This window comes from Chitinophaga sp., assembly GCF_036566945.1.
Lineage (GTDB): Bacteria > Bacteroidota > Bacteroidia > Chitinophagales > Chitinophagaceae > Chitinophaga.
Map to the genome: position 1 here is coordinate 1 of NZ_DATCVJ010000831.1, position 20400 is coordinate 20400.

Consider the following 20400-nt stretch of genomic DNA (forward strand, 5'->3'; position numbering starts at 1 on the left):
AGTTGGATTTACAGTTTCATCATAGACATCAATCTAAACTTATTAACTTTCTGGCAGAAAAAGTTGCTATATTCTTTTAACTGCCTATCATTATCCGAAAAATTCTTTCAAGAACGAGTTGGATGGTCCTGAGGAAACTGATTTGCCTATGTTATTCTCACCTATGATTAATTGTTTATGGTCCAGTGCAACCTCTGCATTCAGATAGCTCCGAAATTTTTATACGTAAGTAAATAAATTTGAACATGGTAAAATATTAAAAATAGGAAAATAATCCTCACAATCCCATCGGTTACGAAGAAATCTACAGGGGGAAATTCCCAGTATAAGCAGACTAAATTTTCGTTATTCTATAGATGAAGCCATTTCCTGGCGAGTTCACGATCAGCTATTGGAGTATCTGAATTTTCTATAATGTCAGCTACTTTCGGCAAAATAAGTTCCTCTCCACTTCGACTAAACCTGTATTTGCCTCAAAATACACTAAACGCTGGCCTACTCAATATCATGGGAAAATTTTTCATCATATCAATCGAACCTCTATCTGGATTAAAAACAATAATACACTAGTCCAAAGAAAAAGTACCATCGATTTTGATTTCCTTTGTTCAGCACCCTTTGGCCAGCAGCATCGCCGGGCAGCATGAAAAAGCAATCCATTTCTGATATCCCATTCCTGGAAACAATACCCCTATTTCAATTACAGAATCTTTAATTCTTCATTTATCACTTTCCACTGGTGGTTGCTTGCCTTTGTAAAGCAAAAGAACCCGATGTGAGTTTTAAGCCAGAATACATTATTTCTCAGCTTTTATTACAATATGTAAGTCAAGAATATGTGAGGATGGCTGGAATACAATACCCGTCAACAAAGATTGATTATAGAAATCTACAAAATATCAGACCTTATAATTATGTTTTCCCTGTAAAAAGTAATAACAGAGAAGGGTTTTGCAATTGGCTGGTCAGGGGGTTTCATTTGACCATGCCGATTAAACTACCATTAAATAAAACTAGTAGTGGTTATAATTCAAGCACCTTAATTCAAATGAATAGCGCCACTTATCAGGCGTCCTGTTTTGGTGAGGGAGAAGCGACTCTAAAAACTTCTGCAACTGAGATGGTAAAGGACTGATTTTTTTCTGTTCCTTTTAAAATCATGATGGGGAATCCAATATCTGCGATTGATTTTCTGTGGATTAGTGATCAAAGAAAAACACAAATCTATTAAAAATTCACCGGGGATGCCCCATAATCGCATACGCGGCTCTCACAAACAGGCGTACTTCAAACCACTGGAGTTTACAAAAAGTCCAGCCTTGAAACCGAGACTCGATTTTCGCTCACGAATGTCAGTAGATATTTACTCTCGCTGCTTAGCTGGCTATAATCCAAATGCTTCCCGCTGATGGAGCATGAACTGCTCATAATAACCGGGTATTTCATCTTTTGCCAGAAAGAGGAAATGCACCAAAACACCAAGTTCATTTTTCCTTTTTATTCGATTTAACTTTTTTTAGTTCTTCTATTCCCAATATTCGTTCCCTCAAAACTTGTAGCTCGCCGCCTTGTCCGTTTCGTTCCCCCCTTATATGCAGTTTCTGTTCGTCGGCTCGAATGTTTGCTGCCGGCTTTTTTTTAATCTAGCATAAATAATGCACTCGCGGCCCCACCTATTCATCCGGCCCACAGAGGCAAACTAGAAATTGCGCTGTTACGCCATCAATCAGTTGCTTTTGGCCCTCCTCCGTAAAGTATTCATCAGGATCAATAGTTCGCAATCCCAAGTTGACAGTAATATACCCACTCTGTGCGCCAATCTCCCGGTGTATCAAATCTAAAAATCCCGGAATTCCAACTATAATTATTTCTGCAACAGCTTCATGTTCATAATCCTGTTCCGGCAATAAAAAGTTAACCATGAGCGGCATAAATGTATTAACTATATCGTATAATGCTTTACCCAAGTCAACTACATCAGTACTGGATTTTGCAGTATGTACTGCCCTGCTAAATGCAATACAAAATACTACGTCCAGTAAATCCCAAAACTGCGAGGATATAGAATAATGAGGGGAAATTAAATGATCTACGTAGCGCTGAAGTATATAAACAGACCTGAATTGCGCATAGTATGGTACATAAATCAATGTATCTTTAATGTCTTTCAGATCTACGCGTAGCTGCTCCAGGTCATCTACATCAATACTTTTATATAGGACCAACTTATCCTTTAAAAAATCAACGGCCTGCCTCATGTCGTAATCATATATTCCTATCAGGTAATATATGCTTAAGTTATCCTGATTCAATTCAATTCGATAGTTAAAAAACTCAATCGACCGTTTACGCCAGGTATCATCTTTTTTCCAATGCCGACCTAACAAGTCCGTTTTGAACTGCAGCAGATAGAAGTTATTGCCCTCGTAATTTAGCCCCTTGTTTACCCACTTCCATGCCATCTCCAGGTTATCCAATTCTTCATAACATCTTGCTACCCAATACAAACCATTCACATATTGCTGTATTAGGTCGTTTCGGTACGACAGAACCTTATTGAAGAGTTCAAGCGCCTCCGCGTATTTTTTGTAAACCTGTGCTAGGGTTACACCCTTGCTAAATAATGCCTGTGGTAAGTCGGGATCAATATCAAGGGCACGGTCATAACACTCCAACTCTTTCTCATGTAGATCAAGATGGTAATAAGAAGTCCCTAGGTTTTTTAGACATTGGGGCTGGATAGGATCTTTGTCCAGACTTCGCAGAAATTGTTCCGTAGCGGCTTCATATTCGCCCAATGAATAAAAAGTATTGCCATAATTGTACAACATCAAGGCATTATCATCGATATCGAGGTGTTCCTTAAAGATATTACGGGCCTGTAATACCTTGCCCTTATCATTATCGGCTGCTCCATATTCCGCAAGTATACAACCTTTAATTATTAGGCTTTCCCGCGTCTCCTCAATATCAATCAGATAATTGATGGTGTACAATGCTTCCTTGTAGCGAAACAGGTGATAATAACTCCATGCCAAAGCCTGATGTACACCATATCGCTGATCCGTCTGATCCATCAATTTTCTAAACAAATAAGCCGACTGTTCATAATCATGCTGCCGGTATGCAGCCCAAGCACGAAGTTCGTCTTCGCTGTCGATAGCCCTTACGTCTACCTCACTGAGATAGTTTTTGGCATTAAATATCTGCTGTACATGATTGATGATCTCATCTTTGTTCCACTCGCTCAACTTTCTGGATTTTGGAATAGAGAACGTCCGTGTTTCCTTCAACTTTGCGTAATCAATATCGAAATCTGATAACCAGCTCCAATATGCCTCATCTGCCTCGGCGTCGTACATGACCAGCATCGTAGGTTCAAGACGCGTCTTTAAATAGTTAAGAGTATAGCGTTCCAGTAGAGGTTTCGCATATCTTTCATGTTCTGCCCGTTCCGTACTTTTTATTTGGACGGAGAAGTTCAGACCGGTTACTTGTCCATTTATGGAAATGCTTACATTCAGATCGATTCCATAATCATTCTTTGGTTCCTCCGCGATAAATTCTTCTGGCAGGCACCTGTTGAAGTAGCTGACAGATTTCCTTGCTAACACATGGTTCCTATGGTTCTGCGGAAGATCTTGTTGCATTCAGTATAATTTTATACTTGTTTTAATTGATAATGAGCAGTTTATAAAATCCGGCTGTGAGATTAACACCATCTCCGGTAATTCTTCAATATCAAAGGTTCCAAAGTGGCGAGCCATTAGGGAGTCTTCGCATTAATTTTCTGCTTTTTCATGGGGCGTATGATTTTGGTGAATACCATATAACGCAGATGGCTGAAATTAGTTAAAAAATTCATTGCCATGAAATTTGCCTATTTATATGTTCGGGTAAGCACCGATGAACAAAAAAGAAAAGGCTATTCTCTTATAGAACAAGAGGAACGTCTTATAAAATACTGTGAAATTTATGGGATCAAGATTAAGGGAATATATCGCGAAGATTATTCCGCAAAAGATTTTAATCGTCCTGAATGGAAAAAGCTCATTAAAAAAATCCGTAGAGAGACCCATAGAGAGCCAGTAAACATATTATTCATAAAATGGGATCGCTTTAGCAGGAGCATTGAATACGCCTATCAAATGATAAGAATGTTAAAAGATATGAATGTTCAGCCTATGGCCATAGATCAACCAATCGATCTTGAGGTACCTGAAAGTATCGTTATGCTCGCCGTTTATTTATCGATACCTGAAGCAGAGAACAGCAGGCGTGGATTGACCACCTCCGATGGCATACGGAGGGCGAAGAAATTGGGGCGATGGCCTGGTAGAGCGCCTATAGGTTATTCGAATCAGACAGCTCCTGATGGTAAAAAATTTATTATGCCCAAACAACCAGAAGCAGATCTTATAAAATGGTCATTTCAGCAACTGGCAACAGGAACGCTTACGATCAGCCAGGTCAGAAAAATGGCCTGTATAAATGGATTACAATGCGGAAAGAACAACTTTTGGAAACTTGTACATAATCCAATGTATTGCGGAGTCATTAAAATCCCGGCAAATAGGAACGAAGAAGAACAGTTTGTTAGATCAATTCATGAACCTTTAATCTCAGAAAGCTTATTCCACCAGGTTCAGCTTATAATAACTAAAACCCGAAACAAGAGGGGGAATAAAGATGCTTTAAAGTCCATATTCCCGCTGAGAGGCTTTTTGTCCTGTCCGTGGTGTGGCCGCACGTTAACTGGAAGTGTGTCACAGGGGAAGTGCTCAAAACATCCTTACTATCATTGTGCAGGATACAGGTGTAAGGGTAGATTTAAGGCAGGAATGTTGAATAAAGACTATGAAGAAAAATTAAAGAAAATACACCTTAAGCCTGAGGTCTATGAACTCTTCAGTCTCGTGTTAGAAGATGAAAACACTTTTACATGCCGCAGTGAACACATTGATGAGCGTAAGAAAATACTGAATGCCATCTCAAAACAAGAACTTTATATCTCAAAGGCTAGAAAATACTTTCTGGACGAGAAGATCGATTTTGATGATTTCAGTAAGCTGAAAAAGGAAAACAATGAGATAGTGAGCCAGTTAAACTATCAGTTAAATAGGATCACCCAAAAGCTGGTTGGATGCGATCTAAACAATAATTTGTGGCCAGATGTCAATTTCAATGTTTTCCGATCTTACAGAGAACAGGATATAAAGGGAAAACGAGATATCATAAACCTATTTACACCAACTTCAATAAATCTATCTACAGTAAATATTGATTCCTTAAAAATTAATGAAGTCTTATCTCTGATTGTTGAATACCAGAAATAAAATTCTACTCCTCTTTCTCGTTTCTATCTATTTGATCACTTTCAAATAAAATGATAAGAATATGAGCCAGTTTATTTATAAAAAACCAGACATTTTCTCAACCAGAAAAGTTTCAGTGGATCAAGCTATACGGCTTCTACACCGCAACGGCATTCAGGTAAACAGAGAAAAGGCCGAACTAATATTGGATTTTCTCTATCTCGTTGCAAAGACATATCACACGCAAAAAAGAAAGGATGATTGCCTGGAACTGGAGCCTGAAGAATAAATCGAACATCTGAAATCAACCACCCTATTGAATTTTTATTGTAAGACATTCCTTGTCTAAGAATTTCTGAGCTATTATCGAACTCCATTTTCGTCTCCAAAGCGATCAAGCAAAATATTGAGAATCAATTTGTTGCCTGCATAAAAAAAGGAGACGATCAAAATTGATCGTCTCCTTAAGCGGAGAGTCAGGGATTCGAACCCCGGGACCTGTTACAGTCAACAGTTTTCAAGACTGCCGCAATCGACCGCTCTGCCAACTCTCCGTGTGGGACGCAAAAGTATAAAAGGAATTGAAAATAAAAAAATTTTTTAGAGAAATTTTTTAGATCGGCCACCAGAGCGGGGCTTGTAAATTTCAAATGACGAATTACGGAGCTAAAGCACTATTTATTGGTTCAAAAAATCGTCTGTTGGCCTTCGCTTTAATCCGTAATTCGTCATTAATTATTCCCATCTGCCGTCAGGCAGCATTGTCATTAGTGCCTCTTACCTGTTAAAAGGTAGTATTGTAACTCCTGCTGTCTATTGTAACTATTTCCGGCTATCCCCTAAAGGATAGTATACTTATTATTTCCAGCCACCGCCCAGTGAACGGTACAAATCTACCATCGCACTTAAACGTTGACGATCAATATCAGCTTGTCCCAGTTCTGCCTGCAGTGAACGTGCCTGTGCAGTGATCACTTCCAGGTAGTTAGCCATACCGCTACGGAACAGCAGTTGGGCCTGTTGTACCGCCAGTTGTGAGGTATTTACCTGCCGTGTGGCAATTTCCTGCTGTACTTTCACTTTATCCAGTTTCACCAGGGCATCGCTCACCTCTCCGATAGCATTCAATGCTGACTGCCGGAAGGTGATCACCGCCTGTTCTCGCTGAATTTTCGCGACTTCCAGTTGTGTTTTTAATGCACGACGCTGGAAAATAGGCTGTGTTAAACCACCTGCTACAGTACCAAACAAGGAGGCAGGCAAATTAAACCAGCTGCTGGCCTTGAAGGCATTTAGTCCGCCGCTGCCGGTGATGGTCAGCGTAGGATACATGTTGCCCTGTGCAGCCCCTACTAAGGCATTGGCGGCCACCAATCCCATTTCGTTAGCCCGTACATCCGGACGGCGGCTGATCATGGCTGCTGGGATACCTGTAGGCAATGAATCGGCTACCTGGAAATTACTCAGCTTACTGCTACGTGTAATCGTTGACGGTAGTTCACCAGTTAAAATACGCAGGGCATTTTCCTGGATCGCAATACCTTGTTCCAGCTGTGGTACCAGCAGTTCTGCCACCTGTTGCTGTGAAATGGCCTGTTGTACGCCCAGCTCCGTTACTTCGCCGGCAGCTTTCTGTAAACGGATCATCTGTACAATGGTGTCTGTGAGTTCCAGGTTTCTGCGGGCAATACTTAACTGGTTGTCGAGCATCAGCAGATTAAAGTAACTGCTGGCTACGGCCGATACCAGCCCTGTTTGTACGGCATGTTCGCCTTCATACGACTGCAGATAATTAGCCAGCGCGGCTTCTTTCTGTCGACGTATTTTGCCCCAGATATCTATCTCCCACGACATTCCCACACCAATGTTGAAGTCTTCGATATGATCCCCCAGGTTATTCACGGAGAGGTTCAAACCATTAAAACTGTTCTTGGAGGGAAAGTTGGTGCTGGCAGATACGGTCGCGTTAAAAGACGGCAACCAGGCCACTTTCGCCTGTTTCAGATAGGCTTGTGCTGTTTCCACTCTTTTAACGGCCAGCTGCAGATCATAGTTGCCGGTAATGGCTTTATCGATCAACTGCTGTAAGGTGGCATCTGTAAAAAACTTCTTCCATTCTATTTCTGCTATGCTGCTATCTGAAGGGGCAACGTTTCCGAACTGCTGGGGAAGCGCCACCGGGGGCCGCTCGTAATTGCGGCCAACCCGGCATGCTGCTAACCCTACAACTAAGGAGAACAACAAAAAGTAAAATGAGCTATATCTTGTTTTCATTTGTCTTTTTTCTGATTCTAATAATAGATAATGCTAATGTTTTAGTGTACCAGCTTTGTCTCATGTACTGCTTCCACTTCCCCTATCGGCTTACGGCCGATTTTCTCTTGCAGGAACTGGAAAATTACAAACAGCACAGGTATGATGAATACCCCGAGGACCACCCCGGTCAACATGCCACCTACAGTACTCCAGCCAATTGAATGATTGCCTTTCGCAGATGCACCTTGTGTAAAGATCAATGGCAACATACCAACAATAAAGGCAAAGGAAGTCATCAATATTGGACGAAGACGAAGCTGTGCTGCTTCCAAAGCCGCCTGAACAAGCGTATAACCCGCCCTTCGCCGTTGTATGGCAAACTCCACAATCAGGATCGCATTTTTAGCCAATAATCCTATCAGCATGATCATACCTATTTGTACGTAGATATTGCCCTCTATGCCGCTAAAGCCAATGAAACTATATACACCTAATATACCCGTAGGTACAGTAAGGATTACTGCCAGTGGCAGGATATAGCTTTCATACTGTGCAGCCAGCAGGAAGAATACGAACAATACACTCAATAAAAACACGAACGCAGTTTGGTTCCCTGCTCTTATCTCTTCCCTCGTAATACCCGTAAACTCATAGGCATATCCTTGTGGCAATGCCTTTTTCGATACTTCTCCAATGGCTTTAATTACATCACCGGTACTATAACCTGGTTTGGGTGTAGCATTAATGGTAACAGCACTATACAGGTTGTTTCGTGTAACTGTTTCCGGGCCATATACACGTGTGAATTTGGCCACTGTACTTACCGGTACCATTGTTCCCAGGTTGTTCTTTACATAAATAGCATCCAACGAACTTTTATCCATCCGGTATGAAATATCGGCTTGCGCCATTACGCGGCTATATTTCCCGAAACGGTTAAAGTCTGAAACGAAACTACTACCATAATACGTTTGCAGCGTATTCAACAAATCACCAACAGATACACCCAATTGTTTCACTTTTACATCATCTATATCAATTGTGTATTGTGGATTACCCGTATTAAAAGTAGTGAACGCACTTGCCACTTCCGGCCGCTGACTTAATGCGCCTACAAAACCCCATGCCGTTCCTGCTAATTTTTCCAGCGATCCGTTTGTTCTGTCCTGCAACATCATTTCTACCCCGCTCACATTACCGAAACCCTGTATTGTTGGAAAACCAACAAAAAAAGTTAAGGCATCATGTACTTGCATTGATTTGCCTAACAAACCACCTGCAATAGCAGTCGGGTCTTTTACAGCACCTCTCTCCTTACGATCTTTTAACCTTACAAATATTGCAGCATTAGGGGAAGCGTTCGCATTAGTTACGAAGTTCATCCCATTTGCAGCCCATACATCGCTCACACCCTCATCTTTCATCGTAATTTTACTAATCTGGCTCGTTGCATTCTCCGTTCTGCTCAGTGAACTACCAGGAGGCGTTTGGGTAATACCAACTACGAACCCTTGATCCTCATCTGGAATAAACCCGGTAGGTGTTGTTTTGATCAGCCAAACTGTAGCCACCACCACAAGCAATAATCCGGTAATGGCCACCCACCTGTTCTTCAACAGGAATTTGATGCTCCGTATATATCTTGCCGTCATTGCATTAAAAGCAGTATTAAACGCATCGAAGAAGCGGGCACCAAAGCCTTTTTTCTTTCCACCTTCGCCTATATGCTGGTTCTTTAAGAATAAAGCACACAACGCCGGACTTAGCGTTAACGCATTCACCGCAGAAATAACGATAGCAATAGCCAGTGTAAAGGCGAATTGTTTATAGAATACGCCTGCAGGACCTTGTACAAAGCTCACTGGTACAAACACTGCTGCCATTACCAATGTGATCGAAACAATCGCACCGGAGATCTCATTCATCGTTTTCACTGTTGCCTCTCTTGCCGGTAAATGCTCACGCTCCATCGTTGAGTGTACAGCTTCTACAACCACAATTGCATCATCCACCACAATACCAATAGCCAGTACCAATGCGAACAATGTAAGGAGGTTAATGCTAAAGCCGAATAATTGTAAAAAGAAGAAGGTACCTATAATCGAAACAGGAACAGCAATTACCGGGATCAATGTAGAGCGCAGATCTTGCAGGAAAATGAAAACCACGATGGCCACAAGAATGAACGCAATGATCAGTGTTTCTTTTACCTGGTCGATAGATGCATCCAAAAATTCCTTCGAGTTGTACATTATCTTAAACTTCATACCATCGGGTAACGCCTTTCCAAATTCTCCAATCTGTCGTTCCAGTTCGGTAAGAATTTCATTGGCGTTGGAACCCGGTGTCTGCAAAATACCAAAACCGGTAGCCGGTTTGCCATCGAGCAAATTAGAGGCAGTATAAGTATAGCCACCAAGTTCAACCCTGGCCAAATCCTTAAGACGAAGAACAGAACCATCGCTCTTTGCCTTAATCACCATATTTTCATACTCTTCAGGCTTATTTAACTTTCCCTTGTATTTAATAATATACTCGAAAGATTCTTTACTACTTTGTCCCAAACGTCCTGGTGCAGCTTCTACGTTCTGATCTTTGATCGCATTCATCACTTCTGTGGTAGAAAGATTATTAGCAACAAGCCTGTCGGGTTTCAACCAGATACGCATCGAATAATCTTTTGAACCAAATGGCTGTACCTGTGCCACCCCTGGTATACGTTGTAACTGAGGGATGACATTAATTCTTGCATAGTTATTTAAGAACAGTTCGTTATACTTAACGCTATCCTCACTATATATCGCCACAAACATCAGGAAGCTACTCTGCACTTTCTGTGTAGAAAGCCCGGCTTGTAATACTTCGGGAGGTAGCTGGCTATTAGCTTTAGATACGCGGTTTTGTACGTTTACTGCCGCGATATCAGGATCCGTTCCTTGTTTAAAATACACTGTCAGGGTGTAGCTACCATCGTTGTTGGAATTGGAGGTCATGTACGTCATGTTCTCCACACCATTTACCGATTCTTCTATCGGGGTAGCAACTGTACGGGCTATCACCTCCCCGTTGGCGCCAGGGTAATTGGCTATCACCTGTACAGATGGCGGCGCAATCTCGGGAAATAAAGCCGTAGGCAGGGAGAATAAAGATAACCCTCCCAGTATAACCAATATGATAGAAATAACCGTTGATAACACCGGCCTTTCAATAAATCGTTTTAACATAAATAACAATTATGGGTTGCGGTATGTCCGCACGAACGCAAACAGCGCATGCGTATAACAACGCTGCCTGCGTCACAATTTGAATAATGTTTTGTGTAAACGTTCTTAGCACTGGCGTGCTTTCACGCTTATTTTTTTTAAAGCAATGGCTTTGCTTTCAACAAACTATCTATAGATACCATCTGTGGTTGAATAACAACGCCGTCTTTTAAACCACCCGTCATCATGGTAGATTGAGAAGATAATACAATCTTATCCCCCTCCTTTACGCCATCAGTAACAAAATAATAATTAGACGTTTTGCCGGAAATGGTTAGTGGTTTTGTAACGATTTTATTACTATCGGCCACTGTATAAACAAACACTTTGTCCTGCAATTCAAACGTGGCTTCCTGAGGAATTACCAATGCAGCAGCATGTAAAGTAGGTACTCTGACTTTACCGGTGCTACCGCTTCTAAGTACTCCCTGTGCATTAGGAAAGCTGGCACGTAAACTAATTGCACCAATAGTTTTGTCAAACTGCCCTTCTACTGTTTCAACTTTTCCTTTTTCAGGATAAACACTTCCATCTGCCAGGATTAATTCTACCGCTGGCATTCCTTTTACTTTTTCAGCAACACTATTACCTGGATATTTTTCCTTGAATTTGAGGAAATCGGTTTCACTCAAAGAAAAATAAACGCGCATATCCTTTACTTCAGAAATAACAGTCAATGCGCCTGCCATTCCTCTGCTGATAAGGCTTCCCGTTTTAAAGGGAATACTACCTACATAACCATCGCTAGGTGCGCTGATATTTGTGAACCCAAGATTGATACGGGCGGTTTCTACCTGGGCCTGTGCCTGGGCAACACTAGCTTTCGCTGAATTGTAACTTGCTTCGGCCGATTTTAATTGAACATCCGATACCACATTATTACTAAGTAGCGGTTTCAATTTATCAACGTTGATTTGTGCATTCTCTAAGGCCGCTGTTGCAGCTTGTAAATTTGCAGTAGCATTGTTGAGTTGCTCTGCATATGGTCTCCTGTCGATCGTGAAAAGTGTTTGACCTTTTCTAACGTACTCACCTTCATCTACTGAAATATTCGTTAGGTAGCCATCTACCTGTGGCCTTATTTCAACATCACGGGTTCCTTCTACCGAAGCAGAAAAATCCTGAAACGTTGTAGCAGGTAATGTAACTGCTTTAATTACAGGTAAAGATGCGGGTGGTGGTGCCTCATTTTTTGCCTGTGATGTACTGCATGCAGACAATACTGAAAGAACTATAAAGCTATAAAGTAGGCCTGCCGGCAGTTTTGTTAATGTTGATTTCAATGGTTTCATACTACATTTTTTTTTGACGACTAAAAATAAAATCCCCCGTTGCGACTCAGGCCAATAAAAAGCAGCCTTGCTTCGCAGCAATCAATATCAATGACAGCAATCGGGTTGTGGTTATACAGGTAGATAGCCCCGCAACACCCAGGTGCATATAATGTTACAGCACATTATACGTCTGAGCACAGCAATATGTTACTACTGTAAAAAAGAAAATGAAGGTGTGCGGTCGGCCGCTAAAAAATTCTCATCGGTTTTCAAATTTTGAATGATGCACGGGCGACATCATTATTTTAAACACCATGCAAAAATAGATATTTAATGTTAACGGGCGTTTAAATTATTACGGGTTTAATTGTACTTTTCACGGATACTCTTTTGAAAGGAGGCCGGAGTGAAACCTGAATGCTTCTTAAAAAAGCGATTAAAATATGCATCATCCTCGAAATTCAACTGCGCTGCAATCTGCTTAATGGAGTGCTCACCCCAATACAGTAGCCGCTTTGCTTCCATAATGCGTTTTTCATCAATGATGAATTTTGCATTCCTTCCCAGTAAAGCTTTTACCGTATCATTTAAATGTCCCGGTGAAACGTACAACATTTCTGCATAGTCAGATACCTGCGCTTTCTCATGAAAATGCTGATCCACCAGTATCTTAAACTGTCTTGCCATATTATATTGCGAACTCTCCGCATTCATCCAGTTACCGGATGGTTCAGAAATTCGTCCGCAGGCAATCACAAATGCATTCAGCAGATTACGGATAATCGCTTCTTTGCGTAGCTTATTACTATTATACTCTTTCCGGATCAAATCTGCATAAGACAGCACTTCTTCCAGCTGCTCATTATTCAACGGCACCATCCCGGAACTGAATACACAACGCCAGCAACTAACAACTCCCAGCATTTCGGGTACCAGGAAGTCGTTAGTGAAGTAAATATTTATCAGCTCAGCATCTGCACTCATCTCATGCTGATGCACCTGGTTAGGTTCCATCAACATCAGCGCAGGCGCCTCCATATCGTAATTCTTAAAATCAATAGACTGCCGTATGCGGCCCTTGATCAATATATCTATACTATATCCGTTGTGACGGTGAGGTACATACATATCCCCCACGCAAACTTCGCTACCATTCCATTCTCCCATGAAAAAGCTGGCGCCATTTGCATAATCACAGTTATAAACCGGTATGTCTGAAATTCGTGTTACAACGCGTTCTAATACTTCCATTGGTTTAATACTTTATCGGTAACCACTATTTGTATTGATGAAGTAAAGGTAGCTGTTTAAGTATCTTCGCTCCAACTATACGGCGTATAGATAATTTCTATATCCTCTCCTTAATCTACCTTCTCTGCCGGCTTTTCCTGCACCAGTACCAGATCACTCAACTTCACATTGATAGGAATGTTACCAATCTTCACAATGGCGCGCTTGTCGCGGATCTCCAATACCTTGCCCACCTGCCGGTTGGTCACAATTTTCACCTGCATCCCTACTTCTATCTGGCCCTTGATTTCGAGGAACTTGTCCTGCACCTTTTTATTCAATTGCTCGGTATGCTGTTTTTCGCGGCGACGGAACAGCAGTATTTCAGCCTGTTTCATCACCTTCTCCTTGTCATCCGCACGTTTCCACTCTATCACAATCTGCTTCAGCTTCCGCTCCATATCTTTCAGATACTGCAGGTCATCTTCCTTAATCTGGTTCTGTAATTTTAACAAGGTATACTGCTGCTGCTTGCGTTCTTTATCTGCCAGGATCTCGTACTCTTTCTTCAAACGCTCGTTTTCCTTCAGTAATTTCTGCAGGTCCTTTTCCTTATTCTCTACTTTCTGCAGATCCTGTTCGGCTTTATTCAGCAATTTATCCAGCTGAAAATGTCCTTCATCCACCAGGTTCTTGGCACGGGCAATCAGCGAAGGATGCAAGCCAATACGTTCTGCTATAGAGAAGGTATAGGAGCTTCCTGGTTTACCTACCATGAGTTTGTACATGGGGAGCAACGTTTCTTCATCGAAGCCCATCGCCCCGTTAATGATGCCCTTTACTTTGTTGGCCATCACTTTCAGGTTAAGATAGTGCGTGGTCACTACACCATACGCATGTTTCTTGGCCAGTTCCTCCATGATCACTTCCGCAAAAGCACCACCCAGGTTAGGATCGGACCCGCTACCCAGTTCATCTATAAAGAACAACGTTTTGCCGTTGGCGTTTTCCATGAAATACTTCATGTTTTTCAGGTGAGAACTATAAGTACTCAACTCAAACTCCAGCGATTGGGTATCCCCGATATGGATCATCAGTTGTTTAAAGATGCCCATCTGGGAAGATGGATGCACCGGCACCAGCAATCCTGACTGCAACATCAGCTGTATCAGCCCGATGGTTTTCAGGGTCACCGTTTTACCACCGGCATTAGGTCCGCTGATCACGAGGATATGCGCATCCTTATCCAGGTTAATATTAACAGGAATGGTAGGCTTCTTGTTTTTCCGGTTATACAGCAACAGCAACGGGTGATATGCTTGTATCAGGTGTAGCTGGGCATGTGGCAGCAACATCGGATAATTGGCATCCATATCCAGTGCCAGCTTGGCTTTTCCACGGATAAAATCGAAGGTGCCCAGTATTTCATGATAACTGTTTAGTAATCCGGAATAACCGCTCAGCGCCGATGTCATGGCTTTGAGGATACGGTATACTTCCCGGCCTTCTTCTCTTTCGAGCGACTGTATATCATTATTGAGCTCTATTGTTTCTTCCGGCTCCAGGAAGGACGTTTTACGGGTATCTGATTCCCCATGAATAAGTCCTTTTACCATCCGCTTATTTTCTGCATAGATGGCTACTACCCTACGCCCATTCAGGAAAGCTTCTTCCTGGTCGGCCAGGTAGTTGAGCTTCTGCAGCTTTTGCAGAATCCGGTCAAATACCCGGCGCAGCTCCGTGCGTTTGCGGAACAGCGACATCCGGATTTTGGCCAGTTCCTGGGAAGCATTATCCCTTACCTGTCCCAGTTCATCCAGCACCTCATCAATGGTGGCGGTGATCTTCTTTTCGTAATGGGTGTCTTTGATCACCTCAAAAAGTCCTCCGTACTGCGTACGACGGTCGTGATCAAAAAAGCGAACAATACTGTGCATGCTTTCTGACAATTTGCGCAGCAGCATGGCCTGTTCCCCGGTAAGTACGGCGCCTTCGATAGACAGCAGGCGTAGTTCTCTCTTCAGGTTCAGGATGAAATCATTCGGGAAATTCTCTTGCAACAGGGTAAGTTGCTTGTATTCGTGTGCCTGTTGGAGGGCAGTTTTAACGTAATCTATATGCGTGTGCAGGCGCAGTTCTGCGGCCATTTCCTTGCCGAGTTCTGTTTTACAATGCTCTTGCAGCAATGCCTGTACTTTGTCGAATTCCAACTGCATTAACGCAGATTCAGGAAAATATTTCAAGTGTTCTTTATTTAAAGTAAGAAGGCACAAACAGTCGTCGGCTGTTTGTGTCTGCGTAAAATGTTTACGATCAGGGCGCGTAAAAGCGCTGCCATCAAGGTGGCGGGGAAAGCGTTTATCCGGGAAATCTTAATTCTTGTTCATCTTATTTGTCATTATGCTATCAAACGTATCCGGTTAAGTCCGGCTTATTATATCTATTCTGCTGCTGCTGACGTATGTTTTATATGGCCTCCCTGAAGCCCCACGGGTTCCTGGAAACTCCAAAAGAATGTTAAAGTTACTTAACTTGTCGTACTCCTGCATCATATATTACGTAAATTAAAATGACTGCAGATAATATAAAGATGCTCAGATAGACTGCAATCCCTCTACAGTGCTGATTTTGAGTTATATAGAAAAAAACTGCATCTTTAAAATTTTATTTTTATGCGCAAATATTCAATCTTCATCTGTTTGATCGCACTGGCGCTTTTTGCCTGTGCCCAAAGTAACAAAGACAAAGTACCTGGTGATATGGACGTAAGCAAAGATCAAAAAACCGCCACCGCCACCTTCGGAGGCGGCTGCTTCTGGTGTACAGAAGCCCAGTTTCAGGAACTGGAAGGCGTTATTAAAGTGGAATCCGGCTTTGCCGGCGGAACCGTAGCTAATCCTACCTACGAACAGGTATGCACCGGCACCACCGGACATGCAGAAGTGATCAGGGTTACCTACGACCCGGCTAAAATCAGCTACGAAGAGCTGCTGCAGGCCTTCTGGCTCAGCCACGACCCTACCCAGCTAAACAGACAGGGCAACGACGTAGGCACCCAGTACCGCAGCGTGATTTTCTATAATAGCGAAGAGCAGAAAGAGAAAGCAGCGTTATACAAGAAAAAACTGCAGGACTCCGGTGCATACGACAAACCAATCGTGACAGAAATAGCGCCCATGGCCACTTTCTACGAAGCGGAGGACTATCACCAGAACTATTATAACCAAAACGGCTCGCAGCCCTACTGCACCTTTGTGATCAAGCCTAAACTGGAGAAATTCAGAAAAGCGTTTGCCGGACACCTGAAGAAGGGATTGTAAACAGCGCGAAAGAAATTGATGGGTTGACCAGAAAGTATATTTTTTTCCCGCAAAGACGCAAAGCAGCAAAGCAACAAAGCGCGATGATAGTGTATCTGCTATAAAACAAGCTATTACATTATCATCGCGCTTTGTTGCTTTGCTGCTTTGCGCCTTGGCGGGAAAATACAACAGCTATAACTAACGGCTACAGCCTACCCGTAAAAAGCCTATATTACGCCCTCTATTGGATTTACCATCAGCCAAAAGGTAAAAGCTAAAAAACTTTTATTAACTTATACAGCAGTAAAATAAAAAGTTCCACCATTAATGAGCACTGAACTAACCTGTCCCTGGTGTGGGAGCACCGATGTCATACGCACTATTCCGGAAAAAGACCCATTCCACGTACTGATGGTCTGCCAACGATGCCAAAAAGTAACTTCCGATGCCGACTACGCCTCTTCTACCCAAAGAAATAAAATAGCCAAACGTAATATCGAAGAAGCAGCGATGCAGCTTTGTATGAAAGCCGGCAAAATAATGGGCATCAAATACTACCTGGTTGAAATGAATAAGCTACCCGGTAATAAAATTGGTCTGCAGGAAGCTAAAGACGCCGTGGAAGACCTTCTGAACGCCCGCGGCCTTAGCAGCGCCGTGAAAAAACCCAATAAAAACGGCTGCGTAATCGTGCTGATTATACTGGTGCTGATTATTGCCAGTATCGTTTACTTCTTCACCAGCCGCTGAGAAATTTTTCCATTTGGGTGGATTATCGTACTTTTGTACTGTAACAACAACAATTACAGAATGAACAACGGAAGATTTCCCATATCACTGCATATACTCACGCTGCTGGCCAGCGCGAAAGGGGAACTCTTGTCGTCTGACTATATTGCCGGGAGCATTAACATCAATCCAGTACTGGTACGCAAGGAAATCAGCAACCTGCGTAACCACGGACTGATAGAAAGTAAAGAAGGGAAAAACGGCGGAGCCACCCTGGCCAAACCAGCGGAAAAAATTCAGCTGTCAGAAGTATATCATGCCGTACAACAGGCATCCCTGCTGGGAAACAGCAAAAACAATCCCAACCCCGATTGCCTGGTAGGAAAACAAATCAAACAGCACCTCGATCACCTCTATGTGGAAATTGAAGGTGCCCTGCTGCATAAATTAGAAAAAATGAGTCTGGCTGATTTCTTAGGCCAGTTCGGATAATTTCATCATCAAAGGCATTGCTGCCAGGAGGGAATAGCATGCATCTCAACGATCTCAGAAATATTACCAGTGAATTTAAAAGTACCAGCCAGATGCCCGTCATGTTCATCGGCCATGGTAATCCTATGAACGGCATCAGCGACAACGCTTTTACCCGTAGCCTCGGGAAAATGGGACAGGATTTGCCACAAAAACCAAGCGCTATTCTTGTCATTTCCGCCCACTGGCTCACCAAAGGCACACATGTGCTGGTAAGCCCACAACCGGAAACCATCCATGATTTTGGCGGCTTCCCCGAAGCATTGTACGCCGTACAATACCCCGCTCCGGGTGCACCGGAACTGGCCAGAGCCACCAAACAGCTCATCACTTCCACCAACGTAATAGAAGATGACCACTGGGGCCTCGACCATGGCTCCTGGACGGTATTGAAACATATGTATCCTATGGCGGATATTCCCGTATTCCAGTTGAGCATCGATTATCATCAGCCACCGGAGTATCATTTCAAACTGGCGGCAGAACTTAAAGCCCTGCGCAGCAAAGGCGTACTCATCATGGGTAGCGGCAACATTGTACACAATCTCCGGCAGGTAATATTTACCGACAACGCGAAGCCGTTTGACTGGGCAGTTTCCTTCGATGCTACCGTGAAACAAAAGCTGGAACAAAACGCCTTCAACGACCTCGTGAATTATCAGGACCTGGGCAGGGAAGCACAATTGTCTATCCCTACCAATGATCATTATCTTCCTATGATCTATACCCTCGGCCTGGTAAATAAAAATGAAGAAATCCAATTTACTTACGAAGAAATACAAAACGGCAGCATTAGCATGCGCAGTTTTAAAACGGCGTAAAGCTGAAAGCATAAAGCAAAAAGCTATGGTAGCGTATCATTACTCGCTATCATAGCTTTTTGCTTTATGCTTTCAGCCTTTTGCTTCAAACCATATTAATCTGCTCTCAAACTCTTTACAGGATTGGCCAGCGCCGCCTTCAGGGCGTGGAAGCTGACCGTTGCCAATGCCACCACCACAATAGCGCCGCCTGTTAATACAAATACCCAGATGCTAATGCCCGTATGATAGGCAAAATGACGTAACCAGCGATCCATAATCCACCAGGTAATCGGGAAGGCCAGCGCAGCAGCTATCAAAAGCAACTGCAGAAAATCTTTCGAAAACAATTTTACAATGCTGCCGGCAGAAGCTCCCAACGTTTTACGCACACCTATTTCCTTGGTGCGCTGTACCGCCGTGAAAGCAGCCAGCCCAAAGAGTCCCAGACAGGCGATGAATAATGCCAGCATCGCAAATAACATAAAAATAAATTCCTGTTTTTGCTCTCCCGCATATTGCTTCGCAAAATTCTGATCTATAAAACTATAATTGAAATTATGCGCCGGATCAAAAGAATGAAATACTTTTTCTATATAGGCTACCGTAGCAGGCACATTGGCTTTGCTTACTTTCACATATACATTATCCTGAAAACCTTGATTAGGCGGTAACTCCAGCACCAGCGGCGCTATTTTATGCTGCAGGGAGTAAATGTGAAAATCTTTCATAACGCCCACCACTACACGCTCTACACGAGTGCCTGCCTGATCAATCTTAAACTGTACCCGCTTCCCTATCGGCTGATCCCAGTGCAACGTTTTCGCCAGTGTTTCATTGATCAGTACTGCATGATGCTGATCCGATGCTCCGGTGTCAGAAAAATTACGCCCCTGCGCAATGGCGATACCCAATGTTTTCAGATAATCTGCATCTATCATATAATTCTGGGCAATCACAGAAGATTCCGAAATGCTGCCATTCGACTGCTCAAAGAAAAAGCCATGCCCACCAATATTATTTCCTCCAATCGGATTGCTGGCCGCTGCCACCTGCTGTACGAGCGGATTACGCAACAATTGCTCTTTCAACGCAGGAATTTTGTTACGCATCTGCTGATCAGGCAAATGAAAAGACATCACCTGCTCCTTATTGAACCCCAGGTTCTTTTGCATCACATATTGCAACTGATCATACGCAATCATCGTACTCGCCGTTAATACAATCGCAATCACAAACTGAAAGGTAACCAGCCCTTTCCGGAAGCCGGCATGACTACCGCCTCCCAGCTTACCTTTTAAGGAATTGATAATCCGGAACCCCGACATAAATACAGCCGGGTAAATACCCGCCAGCAAGCCGGTTAACACGGACAACAGTGCAATCACGCCCAGTGTTTTAGCCACGCCAAACTGCCAGAGTATAATATGTGATTCCGTAAACGCATTGAACCAGGGCAACAACATCGCTACCAGTCCCATAGCCACCATAGCAGAAAAGAAGGTGAGCAACATCGACTCTGTCAGGAACATCCTGGCAATATCCTCTCTTCCGGACCCCATACTCTTACGCACCCCCACTTCTTTTACACGTGCCGTAGCACGCGCCGTAGCAAGGTTCATATAGTTGATACAGGCTATCAGCAATGTGAGCAGCCCTATACAAAGAAAAATGTAGATATAAAGAATGTTTCCGTTGGA

Annotated in this window: 13 protein-coding genes and 1 tRNA gene; 6 read left to right on the forward strand and 8 right to left on the reverse strand. The window is 43.0% G+C overall.

Features of this window, described 5'->3' with window-relative positions; translation table 11 throughout:
• Nucleotides 1-1673: 1673 nt before the first annotated feature.
• Nucleotides 1674-3650 carry a DUF4365 domain-containing protein gene (locus VIP81_RS25165; RefSeq protein ID WP_331967781.1) on the reverse strand — a complete coding sequence of 659 codons (1977 nt, stop codon included), beginning with the start codon at nucleotides 3648-3650 and terminating at the stop codon, nucleotides 1674-1676.
• A 219-nt stretch (nucleotides 3651-3869) separates the two neighbouring features.
• Between VIP81_RS25165 and VIP81_RS25170 the strand changes: the two genes are divergently transcribed.
• Together VIP81_RS25170 and VIP81_RS25175 are read left to right on the forward strand one after the other, a co-directional pair.
• Nucleotides 3870-5336, forward strand: a complete 1467-nt coding sequence (locus VIP81_RS25170; RefSeq protein ID WP_331967782.1) for a recombinase family protein — start codon at nucleotides 3870-3872, stop codon at nucleotides 5334-5336.
• Nucleotides 5337-5397: 61 nt separating this feature from the next.
• A complete protein-coding gene (locus tag VIP81_RS25175; protein ID WP_331967784.1) occupies nucleotides 5398-5604 on the forward strand; it encodes a hypothetical protein in 207 nt (68 codons plus the stop codon).
• A 180-nt stretch (nucleotides 5605-5784) separates the two neighbouring features.
• Here VIP81_RS25175 and VIP81_RS25180 read toward each other — a convergent pair.
• The 6 genes from VIP81_RS25180 to VIP81_RS25205 form a co-directional block, all read right to left on the reverse strand.
• Nucleotides 5785-5869, reverse strand: a tRNA-Ser gene (locus VIP81_RS25180).
• Between the two features lie 304 nt (nucleotides 5870-6173).
• Nucleotides 6174-7589, reverse strand: coding sequence for an efflux transporter outer membrane subunit (locus tag VIP81_RS25185; protein ID WP_331967785.1), 1416 nt, complete (start codon nucleotides 7587-7589; stop codon nucleotides 6174-6176).
• Nucleotides 7590-7630: 41 nt separating this feature from the next.
• On the reverse strand, nucleotides 7631-10795 hold the full coding sequence (locus VIP81_RS25190) for an efflux RND transporter permease subunit (protein WP_331967786.1): 3165 nt from the start codon (nucleotides 10793-10795) through the stop codon (nucleotides 7631-7633).
• A gap of 137 nt (nucleotides 10796-10932) precedes the next feature.
• Nucleotides 10933-12126 (reverse strand): efflux RND transporter periplasmic adaptor subunit, encoded by a 1194-nt coding sequence (locus VIP81_RS25195; protein ID WP_331967788.1) that lies wholly within the window; start codon nucleotides 12124-12126, stop codon nucleotides 10933-10935.
• A 345-nt stretch (nucleotides 12127-12471) separates the two neighbouring features.
• Nucleotides 12472-13359, reverse strand: coding sequence for a helix-turn-helix domain-containing protein (locus VIP81_RS25200; RefSeq protein ID WP_331967789.1), 888 nt, complete (start codon nucleotides 13357-13359; stop codon nucleotides 12472-12474).
• 110 nt (nucleotides 13360-13469) lie between these two features.
• Entirely contained in the window at nucleotides 13470-15581 is a 2112-nt protein-coding gene (locus VIP81_RS25205; protein WP_331967790.1) for an endonuclease MutS2, read from the reverse strand.
• A gap of 429 nt (nucleotides 15582-16010) precedes the next feature.
• Here VIP81_RS25205 and msrA point away from each other — a divergent pair, with 429 nt between their 5' ends.
• From msrA to ygiD, 4 genes are all read left to right on the forward strand, one after another.
• Entirely contained in the window at nucleotides 16011-16658 is a 648-nt protein-coding gene (gene msrA / locus VIP81_RS25210; RefSeq protein WP_331967792.1) for a peptide-methionine (S)-S-oxide reductase MsrA, read from the forward strand.
• Nucleotides 16659-16967: 309 nt separating this feature from the next.
• Nucleotides 16968-17390, forward strand: a complete 423-nt coding sequence (locus VIP81_RS25215; protein ID WP_331967793.1) for a hypothetical protein — start codon at nucleotides 16968-16970, stop codon at nucleotides 17388-17390.
• A gap of 60 nt (nucleotides 17391-17450) precedes the next feature.
• The gene (locus VIP81_RS25220) at nucleotides 17451-17861 is read left to right on the forward strand and encodes an Rrf2 family transcriptional regulator (protein WP_331967794.1); all 411 of its coding nucleotides are present in this window, start codon (nucleotides 17451-17453) and stop codon (nucleotides 17859-17861) included.
• Nucleotides 17862-17899: 38 nt separating this feature from the next.
• The gene (ygiD, locus tag VIP81_RS25225; RefSeq protein ID WP_331967796.1) at nucleotides 17900-18721 is read left to right on the forward strand and encodes a 4,5-DOPA dioxygenase extradiol; all 822 of its coding nucleotides are present in this window, start codon (nucleotides 17900-17902) and stop codon (nucleotides 18719-18721) included.
• A 95-nt stretch (nucleotides 18722-18816) separates the two neighbouring features.
• On the opposite strand, the gene VIP81_RS25230 is transcribed toward ygiD, so the two are convergent.
• The coding region (locus VIP81_RS25230; protein WP_331967798.1) for an FtsX-like permease family protein at nucleotides 18817-20400 on the reverse strand (1584 nt) is incomplete at its 5' end.